The organism is Variovorax brevis (assembly GCF_030317105.1).
In the GTDB taxonomy this organism is placed as follows: Bacteria; Pseudomonadota; Gammaproteobacteria; order Burkholderiales; family Burkholderiaceae_C; genus Variovorax; species Variovorax brevis.
On record NZ_JASZYG010000005.1, the window covers coordinates 351,876 to 368,860 of the forward strand.

Genomic DNA, 16,985 nt, shown 5'->3' on the forward strand with positions numbered 1-16,985 from the left:
ATGACATGAGCACCGCCACCACCACCCCCAAGGCGGCTGACGCCGCGCACAAGTTCAAGATGCCGCCGGTCGCCACCCTCGGCCCGCTGATCGCGCTGCTCATTGCAGTCGTGTTCTTCTCCACGCAGAGCGACCGATTCCTGTCGGTGCAGAACTTCTCGCTGATCCTGCAGCAGGTGATGGTGGTGGGCACGATCGCGATCGGCCAGACGCTCGTCATCCTCACGGCGGGCATCGACCTGAGTTGCGGCATGGTGATGGCGCTGGGCGGCATCGTGATGACCAAGCTGGCGGTGGCCAGCGGCATGAACCAGTACCTGGCCATCCTGTGCGGGTTGCTGGTGTGCATGGCCTTCGGCTTGCTCAACGGCCTGCTGGTCACGCGCATCAAGCTGCCGCCTTTCATCGTGACCCTGGGCACGATGAACATCGCCTTTGCCGTCACGCAGCTCTACTCCGGGGCGCAGACCATCACGGACCTGCCGCCCGCGATGACCTTCTTTGGCAACACCATCTCGCTGGGTGGCGCGGCGCTCAACTACGGCACGATCTTCATGATCATCATGTACGTGTTCATGTGGTGGGGCTTGCGGGACACGCAGCCGGGGCGGCATGTGTACGCGGTGGGCAACAACCCCGAGGCCACGCGCCTCACGGGTATTCCCACAGACAAGGTGCTGCTGATGGTGTACGTCACGGCGGGTCTGTTCTACGGCATCGCATCGCTGCTGTCGGTGGCCCGCACCGCCGTCGGCGACCCGAACGCCGGCCAGACCGAGAACCTCGACGCCATCACGGCCGTGGTGCTCGGCGGCACCAGCCTCTTCGGCGGCCGCGGGATCATCCTGGGGAGCCTCCTGGGCGCGGTGATCGTGGGTGTTTTCCGCAACGGCCTCACGCTGATGGGCGTCGCCTCTGTGTACCAGGTGCTCATCACCGGCGTGCTTGTGATTCTCGCCGTCGCCACCGACCAACTGTCACGCAAGGGAGCCCGTTGATCATGACCACGCCAGTACATTCCCACGGAACCCTCGTCATGGAGGCGAAGGGCCTCGTCAAACGCTACGGCAACGTCACGGCCCTCGATGGTGCGGACTTCGAGCTGCGCGCCGGCGAGATCATGGCGGTGATCGGCGACAACGGCGCCGGCAAGTCGTCGCTCATCAAGGCGCTGTCGGGTGCGACCATTCCCGACGAAGGCGAGGTCAAGCTCGACGGCAAGGTGATCCACTTCAAGTCGCCGATGGACGCAAGGCGCGAAGGCATCGAGACGGTGTACCAGGACCTGGCCGTGGCGCCCGCCATGACCATCTCCGAGAACCTCTTTCTCGGCCGCGAGATCATCAAGGACGGCTTTTTCTCCAGACTCCTCAGGATCATCGACAAGAAGAAGATGCTCGATGAAAGCATCGCCCGCATGAACGACCTGAAGGTGGGCATCCGCTCGATGACGCAGGCTGTCGAAACGCTGTCGGGTGGCCAGCGGCAGTGCGTGGCGGTGGCGCGCAGCGCGGCCTTCGCACGGCATGTTGTTATCCTCGACGAGCCAACCGCAGCGCTCGGGGTGAAGGAGGGGAACATGGTGCTCGAACTCATCCGTCGTGTGCGCGACAAGGGCTTGCCCGTCATCCTCATCAGCCACAACATGCCACACGTCTTCGAAATCGCCGACCGCATCCACATCGCCCGCCTGGGCAAGCGCGCGTGCATCGTCAACCCCAAGAACATCAGCATGAGCGACACGGTGGCGGTCATGACCGGCGCCATGCGCCCCGACGAACTGCCCCATCAAGCCTTTGCATGATGACCGCCGAGACGGCCACGCGGCTTCGGCCGCGTGGGTCCAATCAGGTGGGCATGCGCCAGTTCAACGAGCGCGTGGTGCTGCAGGCGATCCGCCTGCACGGCGCATTGCCCAAGGCTGAAATTGCAAGGCTGACGAATCTCACGGCGCAGACGGTGCAGGTCATCATCGCGCGGCTGGAAGCCGACGGCCTGGTGCTCAAGCATGCCCCGGTGCGCGGCAAGATCGGCCAGCCCTCGGTGCCGATGGCGCTCAACCCCGACGGCGCCTTTTCCATCGGCATCAAGATCGGGCGCCGCAGCCTCGACGTGCTGCTGGTCGACTTCACCGCACAGGTGCGCGAGCGCCTCACGCTGGACTACGAGTTTCCCGACCCTGAGACGATCTTCGAGGAGATCCGCTCGCGCCTGAAGACCTTGCGCAAGGTGCTCGGCCCCAAGCGCGTGGCCTTGCTGCATGGCGTGGGCATCGCCGCGCCGCTGTCGCTCGGCGGGTGGCAGTCGCTGCTGGGCGTGGCGCCGGAACAGGCCAGCCGGTGGAACGCCATCGACATCCAGGCGAAGGTGGCGGCGATGACGACGTTGCCGGTGGAACTGGTCAAGGACACTGCAGCGGCCTGTGTCGCCGAACTGGTGGCGGGCCGGGGGCGCAGCATCCGAAGCTTTCTCTACATCTTCATCGACACCTTCATCGGCGGGGGCCTCGTCATCGACAGCCATTTGCGCAGCGGCGTCAGCGGCAATGCGGGCGCCGTGGGCTCGATGCCAATGGGTTTGGGCAGCAACGATGGCGCACCGCCGCGGCAGTTGCTGAGCATGGCGTCGCTCTTCACGCTGGAAAGCATGTACGTGCAGGCCGGGCTCGACACCGCCGCCATCGCCGACCCGCGCGCCATCGAGCCGCCGTGGCTGCCGGTCACGCAGGCGTGGATGCAGCAGTCCTCGCCGGGCATCGCACTGGCGATCCACAGCGCGGCTGCCTTGCTGGACCTGGATGGCGTGATCATCGACGGCTCGTTCAGCCGCGAGATGCTGCAGGCCATGCTCGCCAAAGTGGATGTCGCGCTGGACCGCTACAGCTGGGAAGGCGTTTCGCGCCCTCGCGTGCTGGCGGGCTCGATCGGTGCGGACGCGCGGGCCATCGGCGGTGCCTTGCTGCCGCTGTATGGCAACTTTGCGCCGGATCGCGACCTGTTCCTGAAGATAGACCGTTGACCGAGACCCTCATGACGAGCCGCCTGACATTGAACATCACCGTCGCCAACCTGACGCCGAACGCGCAGACCGTGCACGTCTTCGACACGATCAAGGGCGGCACGCGGCCCATCGAGGCGAGCCCGTTTTCGCTGGCCAGCGGCGAACGCTCGCCGCCCTTTGCCGTTCGCTCCGACCGCAACGGCAAGGGGCTCGTGGCCTTCCGCTGCCAGAGCGGAATTTTTTTGGCGGGAATCGAGGTGACGGAAGGCATGTGCGTTAACGTTCGCTAGAGGAGACTCCGAGTCGAGCCTCCGCAGGCGATTGCAATCACGCGGGGGCTTTCTTCATGAATCACCATGTCGCGATGGGGTGCCGGGTGGCTGCGCTTGTTGTTGCGGCGGCGCTTGCGGGCTGCAACGACCGGGGAGGGGCGGATGCGTCGAAGTCCGCACCGCCTGCAGCGGCAACGGGCGGGCCTGCCGCCAGCGCTGCCAGCACACCGGCCGCACCCAAGAGAACCTACGTCATCGCCCGCCTCGTTCCACAGGGCGGCACCATCGGCTCGCGCGACCAGAAGTCCACGCTCTACGTCGTCGATCCCGCGAAGCCGGCCGCGCCTGAACAAAGCATCGTCATGGACGGCGGCGCCGTCAGTGCCTTCGGCGTGCCGATGGTGGCGTCGCTGCAATCCTTTCGCTTTGATCGCGCCACACGCCTCACGACCTACGAGGGCGAGGCGGTGGTGTTCTTCGTGAAAGATGCCAAAGTGTGGAAGATCGACTTGCGCACCGACTTGCCGCACACGCCCGTGCAAGTCTCCTCGCTCACCACGGCATGCCGGCTGTCGGTGGAAATCGAGCCCCTGCGCGTGAGCGCGGACGGGCGCGACGGCTGGATCAAGGTCGACACGCAGGGCCCCTCCGGCGCCTGCACGCAGCAAGGCGCCGGCGGCGTCTACGTGCGCTCGACCATGCCGGCCACCGCGGCGCCGCTGGCGAGCCTGCCCGGCGAATTTGTCGACACCCTGGACGACGGCGCCCAGACCATGGTCGCCTTCCTGATGCTGACGCCCGCGGGGCTGGAGTTGTTCCGGCCCGACTTCACCCGCATCGGACCCGTCGAGGGCGGTGCCGGAGCGCGCGTCGCGCAGTTGATGGGCTACGACTTCTCGACCCTGAAGGCGGGCTACTACCGCGTCGACGGCACGGTGCGCCGGCTGGCGTGGACGGCAACCGCCGCCACGCTCGCCGCGCCGATCCACACCTTCGCGCGCGCTGATTTCGGCACGCGCAACGTCGCCTGCCATGCCGACGTCGACGCGTTCTACTTTGCCGACAACAACAAGCTGATGAAGGTTGCGGGCGCGGGCCAGCCTTCGGAAATCGCGACCTTGCCCGGCCTGCCGGTGTACGCGATCATGGTGTCGCAGACGCATCTGGCGTTATGGCAAGCCGATCCGGCCAACCCGCGCTCGCCGCCCTCGGTCGCTGCCATCAGCAAGCGCGGCGGCGCGCCGGTGATGGTGCAAAACGCCTCCCTGATGGGCGCCACCGCCACGCGCATGGTCTACCGAAGTGGGCGGACCACCCACGCCGTCAAGTTCGACGGCACGGACGACATCCTGCTGGGCGAATCCGCCGTGATCGGCAGCGACGTGCACGCGAGCCACTGGATCGCGGACAACCACTACATCGACAGCTACGTGGCCTGCGTGCCCGCCACCGCCGGCGACAAGCAATGCACCAATGGCAAGATCGTGCAGACCGACCTGGAAACGCAGGCGAAGACGGAGGTGGGGGTGCTTTCCCATGGTGGCGCCGGCCTGCAGTACGGAAACTCGATGCTGGGCATGGTGTTTCCGGTGGCCACCGGCGTGCCCAGCTTCGTCACCTACCAGGACAGGGCCGCGCGGCCCCGTGCAGCGAATGCGGCGGCCGGCGGGGCGGCGGAGGTCTACACGTGGACGCCGGGGGTGGCCCACTCGCTCGTCAAGTTGGCCACGCCGAACCCCTGACAAACCTGCGAGCGGAGGGGTCCATTTGCTGCGCCGCAGCAAGGATTGAACGTGCGTGCTAAGGTGCGGCAGACAAGGGTTAACCCTGAATTTTCTGCTCCACCATGTCTGCCCCCGCTCCGACCGAATCCGCTCCCGCCTCCAACTTCGTGCGCGCCGTGCTGGCACTCGGCGTGGGTGGCTTTGCCATCGGCACGGGCGAGTTCGTCATCATGGGCCTGCTGCCCGAGGTGGCGAAGGACATCGACGTCAGCATTCCAACGGCCGGCCACGTCATCAGCGCTTATGCGCTGGGCGTGGTCATCGGCGCGCCCTTGCTGGCGGTGCTGGCGGCCGGCTGGGGCCGACGTGCCTTGCTCATCACGATGATGGCGGTGTTCGCGGCCGGCAATTTCGCGAGTGCGATGGCGCCGGGCTACCTGTCGCTGAACCTGCTTCGCTTCGTGAGCGGGTTGCCGCACGGCACCTACTTCGGCGTGGCCGCGCTGGTGGCCGCAACCCTGGCGCCACCGGGGCGGCGTGGCCGCGCGGACGGGCTGGTGATGCTCGGGCTGACGGGCGCCACGCTGTTCGGCGTGCCGATTGCGGCGTGGCTGGGGCAGCACTGGGGCTGGCGCGCGGCCTTTGTTTTTGTCGGCGCGATTGCGCTGCTGGCCATCGTGCTGTTGCGCCGCGCCTTGCCTGAAATGCCGGCCGCTGCGGGCGCGAGCCCACTGCGCGAGCTTGGCGCCTTCCGGCGCAAGCAGGTCTGGCTCACGCTGGGCATCGGCGCCATCGGCTTTGGCGGCATGTTCGCGGTGTTCAGCTACATCAAGCCGACGCTCACCGAGGTGACCGGATTGCCGGTGAGCGGCGTGCCGCTGGTGCTGGCGCTGTTCGGCTTGGGCATGGTGGTCGGCAATGTGGTGGGGTCGCGCTTCGTGGACAAGGGGCCGATGCGCACCATCGGCGGTGTGCTGGCCTATGCGGCGCTGGTGCTGGTGGCGTTCACCTTCATGGCGCACCACCCGGTGACGGCGGCCATCAACGTGTTCCTGATCGGCACCACCGTGGCCATCGGGCCTGCCCTGCAGATCAGGTTGATGGACGTGGCGGGCGATGCGCAAACGCTGGCGGCGGCGTTGAACCATTCGGCTTTCAACATGGCCAATGCGTTTGGTGCGTGGCTGGGTGGGGTGGCAATCAGCGCGGGGCTGGGGTGGACGTCGACGGGGTGGGTGGGTGCGTTGCTGGCGCTGGCGGGGCTCGCGGTATTCGCGTGGTCGCTGTCGGTGGAGCGCAATACGCGGATGACGCTGACTGCGCGACGCGCACATCCCTGAGCTCTCTTGCTCCCTCGCCCCTCCGGGGAGAGGGTTGGGGTGAGGGGCACGGGCGGTGGATCCGCCACGCACTTGTCAACCGCCCAGTGCCCTCACCCCAGCCCTCTCCCGGGGGGAGAGGGGGCAATGCGGGGAAGGGCGGTGGATGGATTGCGGCTTGTCCAACGCCCAGTTCCCTCACCCCGGCCCTCTCCCGCGAGCGGGAGAGGGGGAAAGACCGGCTACTTGAGCCAGCGGTCCATCACCTTCTGGAAGTCACCACCCGCCTGCGACAGGTGCAGCCACTGGTCGACGTACGCCTTGAACGCCACGTCATCCCGCGGCAGCATCCAGCCCATTTCGCCGTACTGCAGCGGCTTGTCCGGATTCACCGCGCACAGCCGCGGCTTGAGCTTTTGCTGCGTGATCGCTTCGGCCGATTCGGTGACGAACACATCGGCGCGGTTGTTGAGCACCTCGTCGAAGATGGTGATGTTCTCGCCGTGCAAGGTCATCTTCGCCTGCTTGAAGGTGGCGCGCGCAAAGCGCTCGTTGCTGCCGCCGGGATTGAAGATCACGCGCACGTTCGGCTTGTCGATGTCCGCCACCGTCTGGTACTTCGAGACGTCGGCGCAGCGCACGATGGGCGTCTTGCCGTTGACCATGTAGGCGGTGCTGAAGAAGGCGCGCTTTTGGCGGTCGGTGGTCACCGACACGCCGCCCACGGCGATGTCGCACTTGCCGGCGCTCAGGTCGGGCAGCAGGTTGGCCCAGGTCGTCTGGATCCATTCTGGCTTGGCGTTAAGGCTGGCGCTGAAGCTCGTCATCAGGTCGACGTCGATGCCCTCGTAGCCCGTGTCTGCCTTCTTGAAGCTGAAGGGCTTGTAGTCGCCGGGCGTGCAGATGCGAAGGCGCGCCTCCTTCTGGACGGTGTCGAGATGCGACGCCGGTGCGCCGCCCGGCGCCGTGGCGCAGCCGGCCAGCACAAGAGCCGAAGCCAGGAGGGATCCGATCGAAAACAGTTGGCGCATGAGTGCGAACTCCAGGAGGTGGGATTGAAAGGTGCTGCCATTTTGCGGGTGCCCGTGCCGCTCGCGGATCGGTGAAAGCGCTTTGCCGGAATCGACCTGCGCTTGCCGGATTTGGCTTGCGTTCGCGGCGCGGATCACTGCACGATGCGCGGAGAAACGATTTCCCACAACTGGAGCTCCCGATGAAGTTTCGATGGATCGCGGCCGCGCTGGCCGTTGCGGCACTGGTGTCGCCCGCGTATGCGGCGGACAAGATCAAGGTGGGCTTTCTTTCCACCCTCTCCGGGCCGGGCGGTGCGCTGGGTGTCGATATCCGGGACGGCTTCCAGCTCGCGCTCAAGCATCGCCAGGGCAAGCTCGGCGGACTGGCGGTGGAAATCAACGTGGTGGACGACCAGCAGAGCGCCGACGTCGGACGCCAGGCGGCCGAGCGCATGCTCAAGCGCGACAAGGTGGACGTGATGACCGGCATGGTCTTCTCCAACGTGCTGTTGCCGCTGATGCCCAGCATCCTGGCCAACGACACCGTGTACCTCTCGACCAACACCGGCCCCGCGGAATATGCCGGCGAGAAATGCAACAAGAACTTCTTCGCCGTCGCGTGGCAGAACGAGGACATCCCCGCGGCCATGGGCCAGTACGTCTCCGACAAGGGCCACAAGAGCGTGTACCTCATCGCGCCCAACTACCCCGGCGGGCGTGAATCCATCGGCGGCTTCAAGCGCCTGTACAAGGGCAAGATCGCCGAAGAGGTCTACGTGAAGATGGGCCAGCTCGACTTTTCTTCAGAGCTGGCGCAGCTGCGCGCCTCGGGCGCCGACTCGGCCTTTTTCTTCCTGCCGGGCGGCATGGGCATCAGCTTCATCAAGCAGCTCGTCGCCTCGGGCCTGAGCAAGGACGTGACGCTGTACGCGCCGGGATTCTCGGGCGACCAGGACACCATCAAGGCGGTGGGCGAGCCGATGCTGGGCATGTTCAATTCCTCGCAGTGGGCGGCCGACCTGCCGGGCGAAGCCAACGCAAAGTTCGTCGCCGACTTCGAAAAGGAATACGGCCGCATCCCGACCCTGTACGCCTCACAGGGCTACGACGCGGCCATGCTGCTCGACGGCGCCGTGCGCGACGTCAAGGGCAAGATCGAAGACAAGGACGCGCTGCGCAAGGCCTTGCGGGCGGCCAACTTCAAGTCGGTGCGCGGCAACTTCAAGTTCAACACCAACCAGTTCCCGATCCAGAACTACTACCTGCGCGTGGTGGGCCGCGACAAGCAGGGCCGCATTGACAACAAGACGCTCAAGACCATTCTGACGAACTACCACGACCCGTTTGCGTCTTCCTGCAAGATGCAGTGACCGCCAGCGGCAACGAAGGAGACATCGATGCAGCAGCAACAGCAACAGCGCTCGGACGAAGAGATCGCCGCACAGGTCGCCGCGCTCGTGCGCGGCGACAGCGTGCACAAATCCGTCTACACCGACCCGGCCATCTTCGAGCTGGAGATGAGCCGCATCTACGGCCGCGTGTGGATCTACGTCGGCCACGAAAGCCAGGTGCCCAAGGTGGGCGACACGCACACCACGCGCATCGGCAACCAGGACGTGGTGATGGTGCGCGACACCACCGGCCAGGTGAACGTGCTCTACAACCGCTGTCCGCACAAGGGCGCCAGGCTGGTGCCCGAGGGCGACAACAACGCCGGCAAGTTCTTCCGCTGCCCGTACCACGCGTGGACTTTCAAGCTCGACGGCCAGCATTTGTCGGCGCCGATGAAGCTGGGCTTCGAAGGCACCTGCTTCGATCCGAAGCATCCTGACTTCTCGATGCGTCGGCTGGCGCGCGTGGAGAACTACCGCGGCTTCGTATTCGCCAACCAATCGGCGCAGGGGCCGGACCTCAAGACCTTCCTGGGCGGCGTGATCACCTCCATCGACAACCTGTGCGACCGCTCGCCCTCGGGCGAGGTGGAAGTGGCGGGTGGCGTGTTCCGCGTGCTGCAGCCTTCGAACTGGAAGGTGTTCTACGAGAACCTGCACGACACGATGCACGCGCGTGTGACGCACGAATCCTCCTTCATGGCCGCACGCGACCAGGCGAAGGAAATGGGCAACATGCCGCTGGAACTGCACATCATGGATGGCAACGGCGAGCCCTACGAGTTCTGGGAAAAGCTGGACCTGTGCGCCTACGACAACGGCCACGGCTACATGGAAGGCATCTTCGACCCCGGCGCCGCCGACAAGGACCCGGTGACGCGCGCGCACTTCGAATCGCTCAAGCAAGCGTATGGCGAAGAACGCGCCCGCGAGATCTTGGGCATGAACCGCCACAACACCATCATCTACGGCAGCGGATCGCCGCACACGGTGTTCCAGCAGTTCCGCGTGATCCGCCCGATCTCGGTGGACCGCACGATGGTCGAGATCCAGATCTTCCGGCTGAAGGACGCGCCACCTGCCTTGTTCAAGCGCGCGCTGGTGTACGGCAACCTCATCAACTCGCCGTCGTCCAACGTGATGCCCGACGACATCGAGGTCTATGGCCGCTGCCAGGAAGGCAACATGAACGAAGGCGGCGACTGGGTCAGCATGCACCGCTACGCCGGCGCGGACCGCGAGATGCAGGGCGGCATGGTGTCGACCAACGGCACCAGCGAACTGCCGATGCGCAACCAGTTCAAGGCATGGAAGCGCTTCATGACCGGCGAGTTCCTGCAAGCAGAAGCGAAGGAGGGCGCCCATGCTGCTTGACCTCGACTTCGACGTTTCCGTCGACAAGCTGACGCCGGTCGACGTGCCGATGGAAAGCTTCCTGCGCCTGCAGCAGTTCATCTACCGCGAGGCGCGCCTGCTGGACGAGCGCCGCTGGGACGAATGGCTGGCGCTGTGGACCGACGACGGCATGTACTGGATTCCGCAACAGCACGACCAGGCCAGCCCCTACGACCATATCTCGCTGGCATGGGAAGACAGGATGCTGCGCGAAGTGCGCGTGCGCCGCGTCGAGAACGCGCGCAACTGGTCGCAGCAACCGCCGACGCACGCCACGCGCCTGGTGGGCAACGTCAGCGTCGATGGCGTGGATGCGGGCGGCAACCTGGTCGTGCGCGCCGTGTTCCAGATGACCGAGTGGCGCAAGAAGCAGACGCGCCAGCTGGCCGGTTTCTACGACTACAAGCTGGTGGCCGACGGCGACACCTGGCGCCTGCGCATGAAGCGCGTGAACCTCGTCAACTGCGACGCGGCGCATGAAAACCTGGAGATCTTCATCTGATGGCCGACATTGCGCTGATCGCGCTGCACTATCAAAACGACGTGCTCCACCCGGATGGCAAGATCCGCGTGGGCATGAGCGCCGACAGCCCGGTGCGTGCCGGGGTCATCGCCGCCGCGAAGGCGCTGTTGCAGGGCGCACGCGAACGTGAATGGCCCATCGTGCATGTGCGCATCGCGTTCCGCGCCGACTTCGCCGACCTCACGGTCAACGCGCCGATCTTCCGGGGCGTGGCCGCTTCGGGCGCGGTCGTGGAAGGTGCATGGGGCTCCGAATTCTTCGAAGGACTGGCGCCGCTGCCGGACAGCCGCAAGGAATTCGTCGTGAAGCACCAGCGCGTGAACGCGTTCTACGGCTCGCCGCTGGACGACGTGCTGCGCCTGGTCGGCGCCAGACGGCTCGTCATCGCCGGCGTGGCCACGCATTCGGTGGTGGAGAGCACGGTGCGCCATGCGGTGGACATGGGCTACACGGTGACGGTGGCGGCCGATGCCTGCGCTGCAGCGCAGGCGGCGGAGCATGAAGCGTCGCTGCACAGCATGGGCTTGATCGCGACGATTGCTCGCGGAGAGGCGGTGTTCTCATGAGCGCAGCGCAGGATCGCTCCGCAAGCACGGAGCTTGTGCAATGACCGCCGCCATGGGCGCCGACCTGCTCGCGGGCAAGGTCGCGATCGTCACCGGCAGCACGCAGGGCGTGGGCGCGGACATTGCGCGTGTCTTGAGCGCATCGGGTGCCAGCGTTGTCGTGGTGGGCCGCAACGACACGGCGGGCCAGGCGCTGGCATGGGAACTCACTTCCGAGCCCGGCGCGCAGGCCATCTATTGCGCCGTCGACATCGAGCAGGACGAGCAGATCGACCAGTGCGTGAAGACTGTGCTCGAGCGATTCGGCCGCATCGACATCCTGGTCAACAACGCCTGCATCTACACCGACGAGGGCATTGCATCGAGCCGCGCGCAGTGGCACCAGACGCTGGGCGTCAACCTGATTTCCGCCGCCATCTTTTCGCAGAAGGTGTTGCCGCACATGCAGCGCGGCAGTGTCATCGTCAACCTCGGCAGCGTGGGCGGCAAGTTCGGATCGGCGGGTCGGGCGCTGTACCCGGCCTCGAAGGCGGCGATGCTGCAACTCACCAAGAGCCTGGCCGTCTCCGTGGCGCCGCAGGGCATCCGCGTGGTGGCGGTATCGCCGGCGTGGACCTGGTCGCCATCGGTCGAATCGCTGAGCGAGGGTTCGCGCGAGCTGGCCGATGCGGTGGCGGCGCCGCTGCATCCGCTGGGGCGCGTGGGCGACGGGGCGGAGGTGGGCAATGCGGTGGCCTTTGTCTGCTCCGACGCGGCGTCGTGGATCACGGGTGTGGACATTCCGGTGGATGGCGGTTACTCGGTGCTGGGACCCGACCAGGGTGTGGGCCCCCGCGTGTGGTTTGCGCGAGCTGCAGACGCCAAGAAGTGAACGCCACGCTGCTGCTCGAACACGCCCTCAACGGGCTGCAGTTCGGCCTGATGCTGTTCCTGCTCGCGGCGGGGCTGACGCTGATCTTCGGCATCATGGATTTCATCAACCTCGCGCATGGCTCGCTGTACATGGCGGGCGCGTACTTTGCGGCGACCTTCACCGAAATGACGGGCTCGTTCTGGCTGGGCCTGCTGTGCGCGGTGGTGGCGACGGCATTCATCGGTGCGCTGCTCGAAGTGGCCATCTTCCGGCGCCTTTATGAGCGCAACCACATGTCGCACGTGCTGGCGACCTTTGCGCTGATCCTCATCTTCAACGACGCGGCGCGCATGGTCTGGGGGCCGGCGCCTTTGATGCTGAACACGCCGCCATCGCTGTCGGGGCCGGTGGAACTGTTCGCCGGTTTCTCTTATCCGTCGTTTCGCCTGTTCATCATCGCGGCGGGCCTGGCGATGGCGGGGCTGCTCTACCTGCTGGTGGTCAAGACGCGGCTGGGCATGCAGGTGCGCGCCGGTGCCTCCAACCGCGAGATGGTGCGGGTGATGGGCGTCAACATCCAGCGCATCTTCACCTTGCTGGTGGCACTCGGTGCAGGGCTGTGCGCGGTCGCCGGTGCATTGCTGGGCTCGGTGCTGTCGGTGCAGGTGGGCATGGGAGAAAGCATCCTCATCCTGGCCTTCGTGGTGATCGTGATCGGCGGCATCGGCTCCATCCGCGGCGCGCTGTTCGGCGCGATCCTGGTGGGCGTCGTCGACACGCTCAGCCGCAGCCTGCTGCCTGCGGCGCTCAAAGCCATTGCGCCGGCGGACATTGCGTCGAACCTGGGGCCGACGCTGGCGTCGATCCTCATCTACATGCTGATGGCGACGGTGCTCTTCTTCAAGCCGCAGGGGCTGTTCCCTGCGCGGGGCTGACAACACCATGAACGCATCGATGAAGAGCACGCTGCACCACACGGTGTCGCTGCCGCTCATGGCGGTGTTGCTGGCCGTGCTGGCGGCCTTTCCGTGGATCGCGGAAGCGACCGGCTTCGACTTCTATATCGGCTTTGCCACGCGCCTCCTGATCTTTTCGCTGGCCGCGACGAGCCTGAACCTGATCCTGGGTTTCGGCGGCATGGTGAGCCTGGGCCATGCGGCGTACTTCGGCTTCGGCGCGTACCTCGTGGGCATCCTCATGCAGCAAGGCCTGACGTCGGCGTGGATCGCCTGGCCGCTGGTGACGCTGGCCAGCGGCGTGCTGGCGTGGTGCATCGGCATCGTCTCGCTGCGCACGCGCGGCGTGCACTTCATCATGATCACGCTGGCCTTCGCGCAGATGATGTATTACGTGATGACCTCGCTCAAGGCCTATGGCGGCGACGACGGCATCAGCCTGCCGGGCCGCTCGACGCTGACGGGCATCGACCTGGGTGCGCCAGCCGTCTTTTATTGGGTGGTACTGGGCGTGACGGCGGTGGCGCTGGCCTTGCTGTATCGGCTCATCAACTCGCGCTTCGGCCGCGTGATCCAGGCCATTCGCGAGAACGAGACGCGCATGGAGGCGCTGGGCTACCCGGTGTTTCGCTACAAGCTCATCTGCTTTGCGATGGCGGGCGCGTTGGCCGGCCTGGCGGGTGCGCTGATCGCCAACCAGAACATGATGATCACGCCCAACCTGCTTCATTGGACGCAGTCCGGCAGCCTGATGGTGATGGTGATCCTGGGCGGCATGGGCTACCTGTCCGGCGGCGTGCTGGGTGCGGTGGTGATGCTGGTGCTGGAAGAGGTTCTGTCGGCGTACACCAACTATTGGCAGCTGGTGCTGGGTCTCATCCTGCTGTGCGCGGTGATGGCCTTTCCCAATGGGCTCGCCGGCATGCTGGACAGCGTGTTCCGACGCAAGGGCAAGGCATGAGTTCGACGCCGGTTCTTCAACTGCACGACCTGGTCAAGCGCTACGGCGGCCTGACGGTGACGAACAAGCTCAACCTGTCGCTGGTTCAGGGGCAGATACACGCCATCATCGGACCCAACGGGGCGGGCAAGACGACGTTGATCCAGCTCATTTCCGGCGCACTGAAGCCGGACAGCGGGCGCATCGTCTTCAATGGCCGGGACGTCACGGCCTGCGCGATGCATGAACGGGTGGCGATGGGGCTGGCGCGTTCGTACCAGATCACCAATGTGTTCAAGACCTGTTCGGTACTGGACAACCTTGCGCTCTCGGTGCAGGCCCGAAGCGGCAGCAGCCTGCGCTTCTGGCAGCCGGCGCTGTCCGAGTCGGCGCTGTTTCGCGAGGCTGCGGCGATTGGCGAGCGCGTGGGCCTGTCGGCTCGACTGCAGGCGATTGCGGGGAGCTTGTCGCACGGCGAGCAGCGCAAGCTCGAGATGGGTCTGGCGTTGGCGAGTTCGCCGCAGTTGCTGTTGCTGGACGAACCGATGGCCGGCATGGGGCCGGAGGAATCGGCGCAACTCATCCCGCTCATCAAGGAACTGGGCTCGACGCTCACGGTGGTGCTCATCGAGCACGACATGGACGCGGTGTTCCAGCTGGCCGACCGTATCTCGGTGCTGGTGTCGGGGCAGGTGATGGCGACGGGTTTGCCCGAGCAGATCCGCGGCAACGCCGAGGTGCGCAAGGCCTATCTTGGCGATGAGGTGGCGACGTGAGTGGCGCGATGGTCTTGTCCGTGGACGACGTCGACGCGGGCTATGGCCAGAGCCAGGTGTTGTTCGGCATGCATCTGCAGATTGCGGAAGGCCAGACCGCCACGCTGCTGGGCCGCAACGGCGCCGGCAAGACCACGACGGTGCGCGCCATCCTTGGGCTTACGCCTGCGCGAAAGGGGCGCATCGAATTCAAGGGGCAGCGCATCGATGCGTGGGCCACGGACCGCATCGCGCGGCTGGGCGTGGCGCTGGTGCCGGAAGGTCGGCAGATCTTTCCGAACCTGTCGGTGCGGGAAAATCTTGTCGCCTTTGCGGACAACCGCAATGCGAGCCGGGAGCCGTGGACGCTCGATCGGGTCTATGCGCTGTTTCCGCGTTTGAAAGAGCGGGTGCATCACATGGGCAACCAGCTTTCCGGTGGCGAGCAACAAATGCTCGCCATGGGACGTGCGTTGATGACGAACCCCAGGTTGCTCATCCTCGATGAAGTCACCGAAGGGCTCTCGCCGCTCATCCGTGAAGAGATCTGGACCTGTTTGCGCCAACTGCGATCGCAGGGGCAGACGACGCTGGTCATCGACAAGTATGTGGAGCGCCTGCTGTCGTTGGCGGACCATCACACGGTGGTGGAAAAAGGCCGCGTGGTGTGGGCGGGGAGCAGTGCGGCGCTGGAAGCCGAGCCGGAGATCTGGCACCGCTACGTCGGTGTGTGATGGACGTCACTCCGTCTCTTCACTCCCTCGCCCCTCCGGGGAGAGGGTTGGGGTGAGGGGCATGGGCGGTGGATCAGCCGCGCACTATCAACCGCCCGGAGCCCTCACCCCAACCCTCTCCCGGAGGGAGAGGGGGCAAGTCAAGTCATGGCATCGCGACGTCGGTGTGTGATGTCTTCACTCCCTCGCCCCTCCGGGGAGAGGGTTGGGGTGAGGGGCATGGGCGGTGGATCAGCCACGCACTGTTCAACCGCCCGGAGCCCTCACCCCAGCCCTCTCCCGGAGGGAGAGGGGGCAAGCGAGCAAGTCAGGCACCGCGCAGCGTCTGGATTGGCAATTCGCCGTAGCGCTTGCGGTACGCAGTGCTGAACCGCCCCACGTGGTTGAAGCCCCAGCGCAGCGCTATGTCCGTCACTTGCGTCCCCGGCGGCGCTTGCAGCAGATCCAGCCGCGCCCGCTCCAGCCGCGCGGCGCGCACATGGGCCATGGGTGAGCGCTGCAAGTGCTTCTGGAACCCCATGCAGAGGCTGCGCACACTGGCGCCGCTGGCCCTCGCGATCATCTCGAGCGTCAAGCTTTCGTACAGGTGCGCCTCGATGAAATGCTGCGCCGCGCGCACATGCCGGGGCGCTGCAGCCGGCTGCGGCTGCGACAGCCGCCCCGAGTAGTTGCTGTCCTGCCGCAGCAGCAGGTGATGAATCAACGCTTCTTCCTGCGCCGGCAAGAGCTGCGGCGCAAGAGCCGGCGAAGGCATGCGCAGGTTGCAGAAGTGGCTGGCCAACTGGTGCTGCCAGCTGCGCCCCGCGTCGTTGTCCAGGTGCATTTCCGGATCGAACTCGATCGGCGTCGCCACCTCGTCGTCGATCAGGTGGCGGCAGGTGCGCTCGACCCGCTCGCGGGGAATCTTCACCAAGAGTTGGCGGCAGCCTTCATGCCAGTCCAGCTGCAGCGGCAGGCTGGGGGAGATCACGGCGCCGGTGCTCGGCGATGCGGCAACGGATTGGCCGTCCACGCGGATCTCGGCAGAGCCCCGCAGCGGCACCTGGAAGAGCACGAAGCCCTGCAGCTCGCCCGGATCGATGTGCACGGCCGCACCGTATTGCAGGACGAAGAAGGACAGGGACCCCACATGCGCCCCATAAAGGGCCGAGTCGACCTTGCCGCGGCGCCAGGAAAGCTCGTGTTCCTTGAAGGCGCCGGCCGTCTCGTGCTTGACGACGTCGGGATCGCTGGAGACGAACAGCGGCGCCTGGCAAATAGGCTGCAACTCTGAGCTGAACCACGCTTCCATGAAGTGCCCTCTGCACTGTGCCACCGCATCGGCCTCGGGGTTCGGGCCGTTCTTGCGATTCATTATAGGAATAGCAAATTCCGCTCCCGGCCCAGGACGAGCGCGCTGGCGAGGGCCCAGATTCCGCTGTTTCCGACGGGTCGCTCGCGGCTGCGTCCGACATGTGCAGTGCCCATGAATCGAAGACAAAGGTATTCGTTGCGGACTCGTTCCGTTCCTGTCAATTTGAAAAGACACATGCCGGCCATGCCGT

17 protein-coding genes are annotated in these 16,985 nt (G+C 65.8%); 15 read left to right on the plus strand and 2 right to left on the minus strand.

The window, feature by feature from the left end; translation table 11 throughout:
- The first annotated feature begins 5 nt into the window (after positions 1 to 5).
- The 6 genes from QTI66_RS18060 (at position 6) to QTI66_RS18085 (ending at position 6,336) form a co-directional block, all read left to right on the plus strand.
- Positions 6 to 998, plus strand: coding sequence for an ABC transporter permease (locus QTI66_RS18060; protein WP_286561210.1), 993 nt, complete (start codon positions 6 to 8; stop codon positions 996 to 998).
- 2 nt (positions 999 to 1,000) lie between these two features.
- The gene (locus QTI66_RS18065; RefSeq protein ID WP_286561211.1) at positions 1,001 to 1,804 is read left to right on the plus strand and encodes an ATP-binding cassette domain-containing protein; all 804 of its coding nucleotides are present in this window, start codon (positions 1,001 to 1,003) and stop codon (positions 1,802 to 1,804) included.
- Positions 1,801 to 3,018, plus strand: a complete 1,218-nt coding sequence (locus tag QTI66_RS18070; protein ID WP_353506205.1) for an ROK family transcriptional regulator — start codon at positions 1,801 to 1,803, stop codon at positions 3,016 to 3,018. Before QTI66_RS18065 ends, QTI66_RS18070 begins: the two co-directional genes overlap by 4 nt.
- The gene (locus QTI66_RS18075) at positions 3,015 to 3,290 is read left to right on the plus strand and encodes a hypothetical protein (protein ID WP_286561212.1); all 276 of its coding nucleotides are present in this window, start codon (positions 3,015 to 3,017) and stop codon (positions 3,288 to 3,290) included. Before QTI66_RS18070 ends, QTI66_RS18075 begins: the two co-directional genes overlap by 4 nt.
- A gap of 56 nt (positions 3,291 to 3,346) precedes the next feature.
- Positions 3,347 to 5,014, plus strand: a complete 1,668-nt coding sequence (locus QTI66_RS18080; protein ID WP_286561213.1) for a hypothetical protein — start codon at positions 3,347 to 3,349, stop codon at positions 5,012 to 5,014.
- A gap of 104 nt (positions 5,015 to 5,118) precedes the next feature.
- Positions 5,119 to 6,336 carry an MFS transporter gene (locus tag QTI66_RS18085; RefSeq protein WP_286561214.1) on the plus strand — a complete coding sequence of 406 codons (1,218 nt, stop codon included), beginning with the start codon at positions 5,119 to 5,121 and terminating at the stop codon, positions 6,334 to 6,336.
- Between the two features lie 221 nt (positions 6,337 to 6,557).
- On the opposite strand, the gene QTI66_RS18090 is transcribed toward QTI66_RS18085, so the two are convergent.
- Entirely contained in the window at positions 6,558 to 7,346 is a 789-nt protein-coding gene (locus tag QTI66_RS18090) for a transporter substrate-binding domain-containing protein (protein WP_286561215.1), read from the minus strand.
- Between the two features lie 182 nt (positions 7,347 to 7,528).
- Between QTI66_RS18090 and QTI66_RS18095 the strand changes: the two genes are divergently transcribed.
- The 9 genes from QTI66_RS18095 to QTI66_RS18135 are packed head-to-tail and all read left to right on the plus strand — an operon-like array spanning position 7,529 to position 15,441.
- On the plus strand, positions 7,529 to 8,698 hold the full coding sequence (locus tag QTI66_RS18095; protein WP_286561216.1) for an ABC transporter substrate-binding protein: 1,170 nt from the start codon (positions 7,529 to 7,531) through the stop codon (positions 8,696 to 8,698).
- Between the two features lie 27 nt (positions 8,699 to 8,725).
- A complete protein-coding gene (locus tag QTI66_RS18100; RefSeq protein WP_286561217.1) occupies positions 8,726 to 10,093 on the plus strand; it encodes an aromatic ring-hydroxylating dioxygenase subunit alpha in 1,368 nt (455 codons plus the stop codon).
- Positions 10,083 to 10,616, plus strand: a complete 534-nt coding sequence (locus QTI66_RS18105; RefSeq protein WP_286561218.1) for an aromatic-ring-hydroxylating dioxygenase subunit beta — start codon at positions 10,083 to 10,085, stop codon at positions 10,614 to 10,616. Before QTI66_RS18100 ends, QTI66_RS18105 begins: the two co-directional genes overlap by 11 nt.
- Positions 10,616 to 11,203, plus strand: coding sequence for a cysteine hydrolase family protein (locus QTI66_RS18110; RefSeq protein WP_286561219.1), 588 nt, complete (start codon positions 10,616 to 10,618; stop codon positions 11,201 to 11,203). Before QTI66_RS18105 ends, QTI66_RS18110 begins: the two co-directional genes overlap by 1 nt.
- A 40-nt stretch (positions 11,204 to 11,243) precedes the next feature.
- The gene (locus QTI66_RS18115; protein ID WP_286561220.1) at positions 11,244 to 12,074 is read left to right on the plus strand and encodes an SDR family oxidoreductase; all 831 of its coding nucleotides are present in this window, start codon (positions 11,244 to 11,246) and stop codon (positions 12,072 to 12,074) included.
- On the plus strand, positions 12,071 to 12,991 hold the full coding sequence (locus QTI66_RS18120; RefSeq protein WP_286561221.1) for a branched-chain amino acid ABC transporter permease: 921 nt from the start codon (positions 12,071 to 12,073) through the stop codon (positions 12,989 to 12,991). Before QTI66_RS18115 ends, QTI66_RS18120 begins: the two co-directional genes overlap by 4 nt.
- A 19-nt stretch (positions 12,992 to 13,010) precedes the next feature.
- The gene (locus QTI66_RS18125) at positions 13,011 to 13,973 is read left to right on the plus strand and encodes a branched-chain amino acid ABC transporter permease (RefSeq protein ID WP_444815021.1); all 963 of its coding nucleotides are present in this window, start codon (positions 13,011 to 13,013) and stop codon (positions 13,971 to 13,973) included.
- On the plus strand, positions 13,970 to 14,728 hold the full coding sequence (locus QTI66_RS18130; protein ID WP_286561224.1) for an ABC transporter ATP-binding protein: 759 nt from the start codon (positions 13,970 to 13,972) through the stop codon (positions 14,726 to 14,728). Before QTI66_RS18125 ends, QTI66_RS18130 begins: the two co-directional genes overlap by 4 nt.
- An 8-nt stretch (positions 14,729 to 14,736) precedes the next feature.
- The gene (locus QTI66_RS18135) at positions 14,737 to 15,441 is read left to right on the plus strand and encodes an ABC transporter ATP-binding protein (RefSeq protein ID WP_286561510.1); all 705 of its coding nucleotides are present in this window, start codon (positions 14,737 to 14,739) and stop codon (positions 15,439 to 15,441) included.
- Positions 15,442 to 15,748: 307 nt separating this feature from the next.
- On the opposite strand, the gene QTI66_RS18140 is transcribed toward QTI66_RS18135, so the two are convergent.
- Positions 15,749 to 16,795 carry an AraC family transcriptional regulator gene (locus QTI66_RS18140; protein ID WP_286561225.1) on the minus strand — a complete coding sequence of 349 codons (1,047 nt, stop codon included), beginning with the start codon at positions 16,793 to 16,795 and terminating at the stop codon, positions 15,749 to 15,751.
- Positions 16,796 to 16,985: the final 190 nt, after the last annotated feature.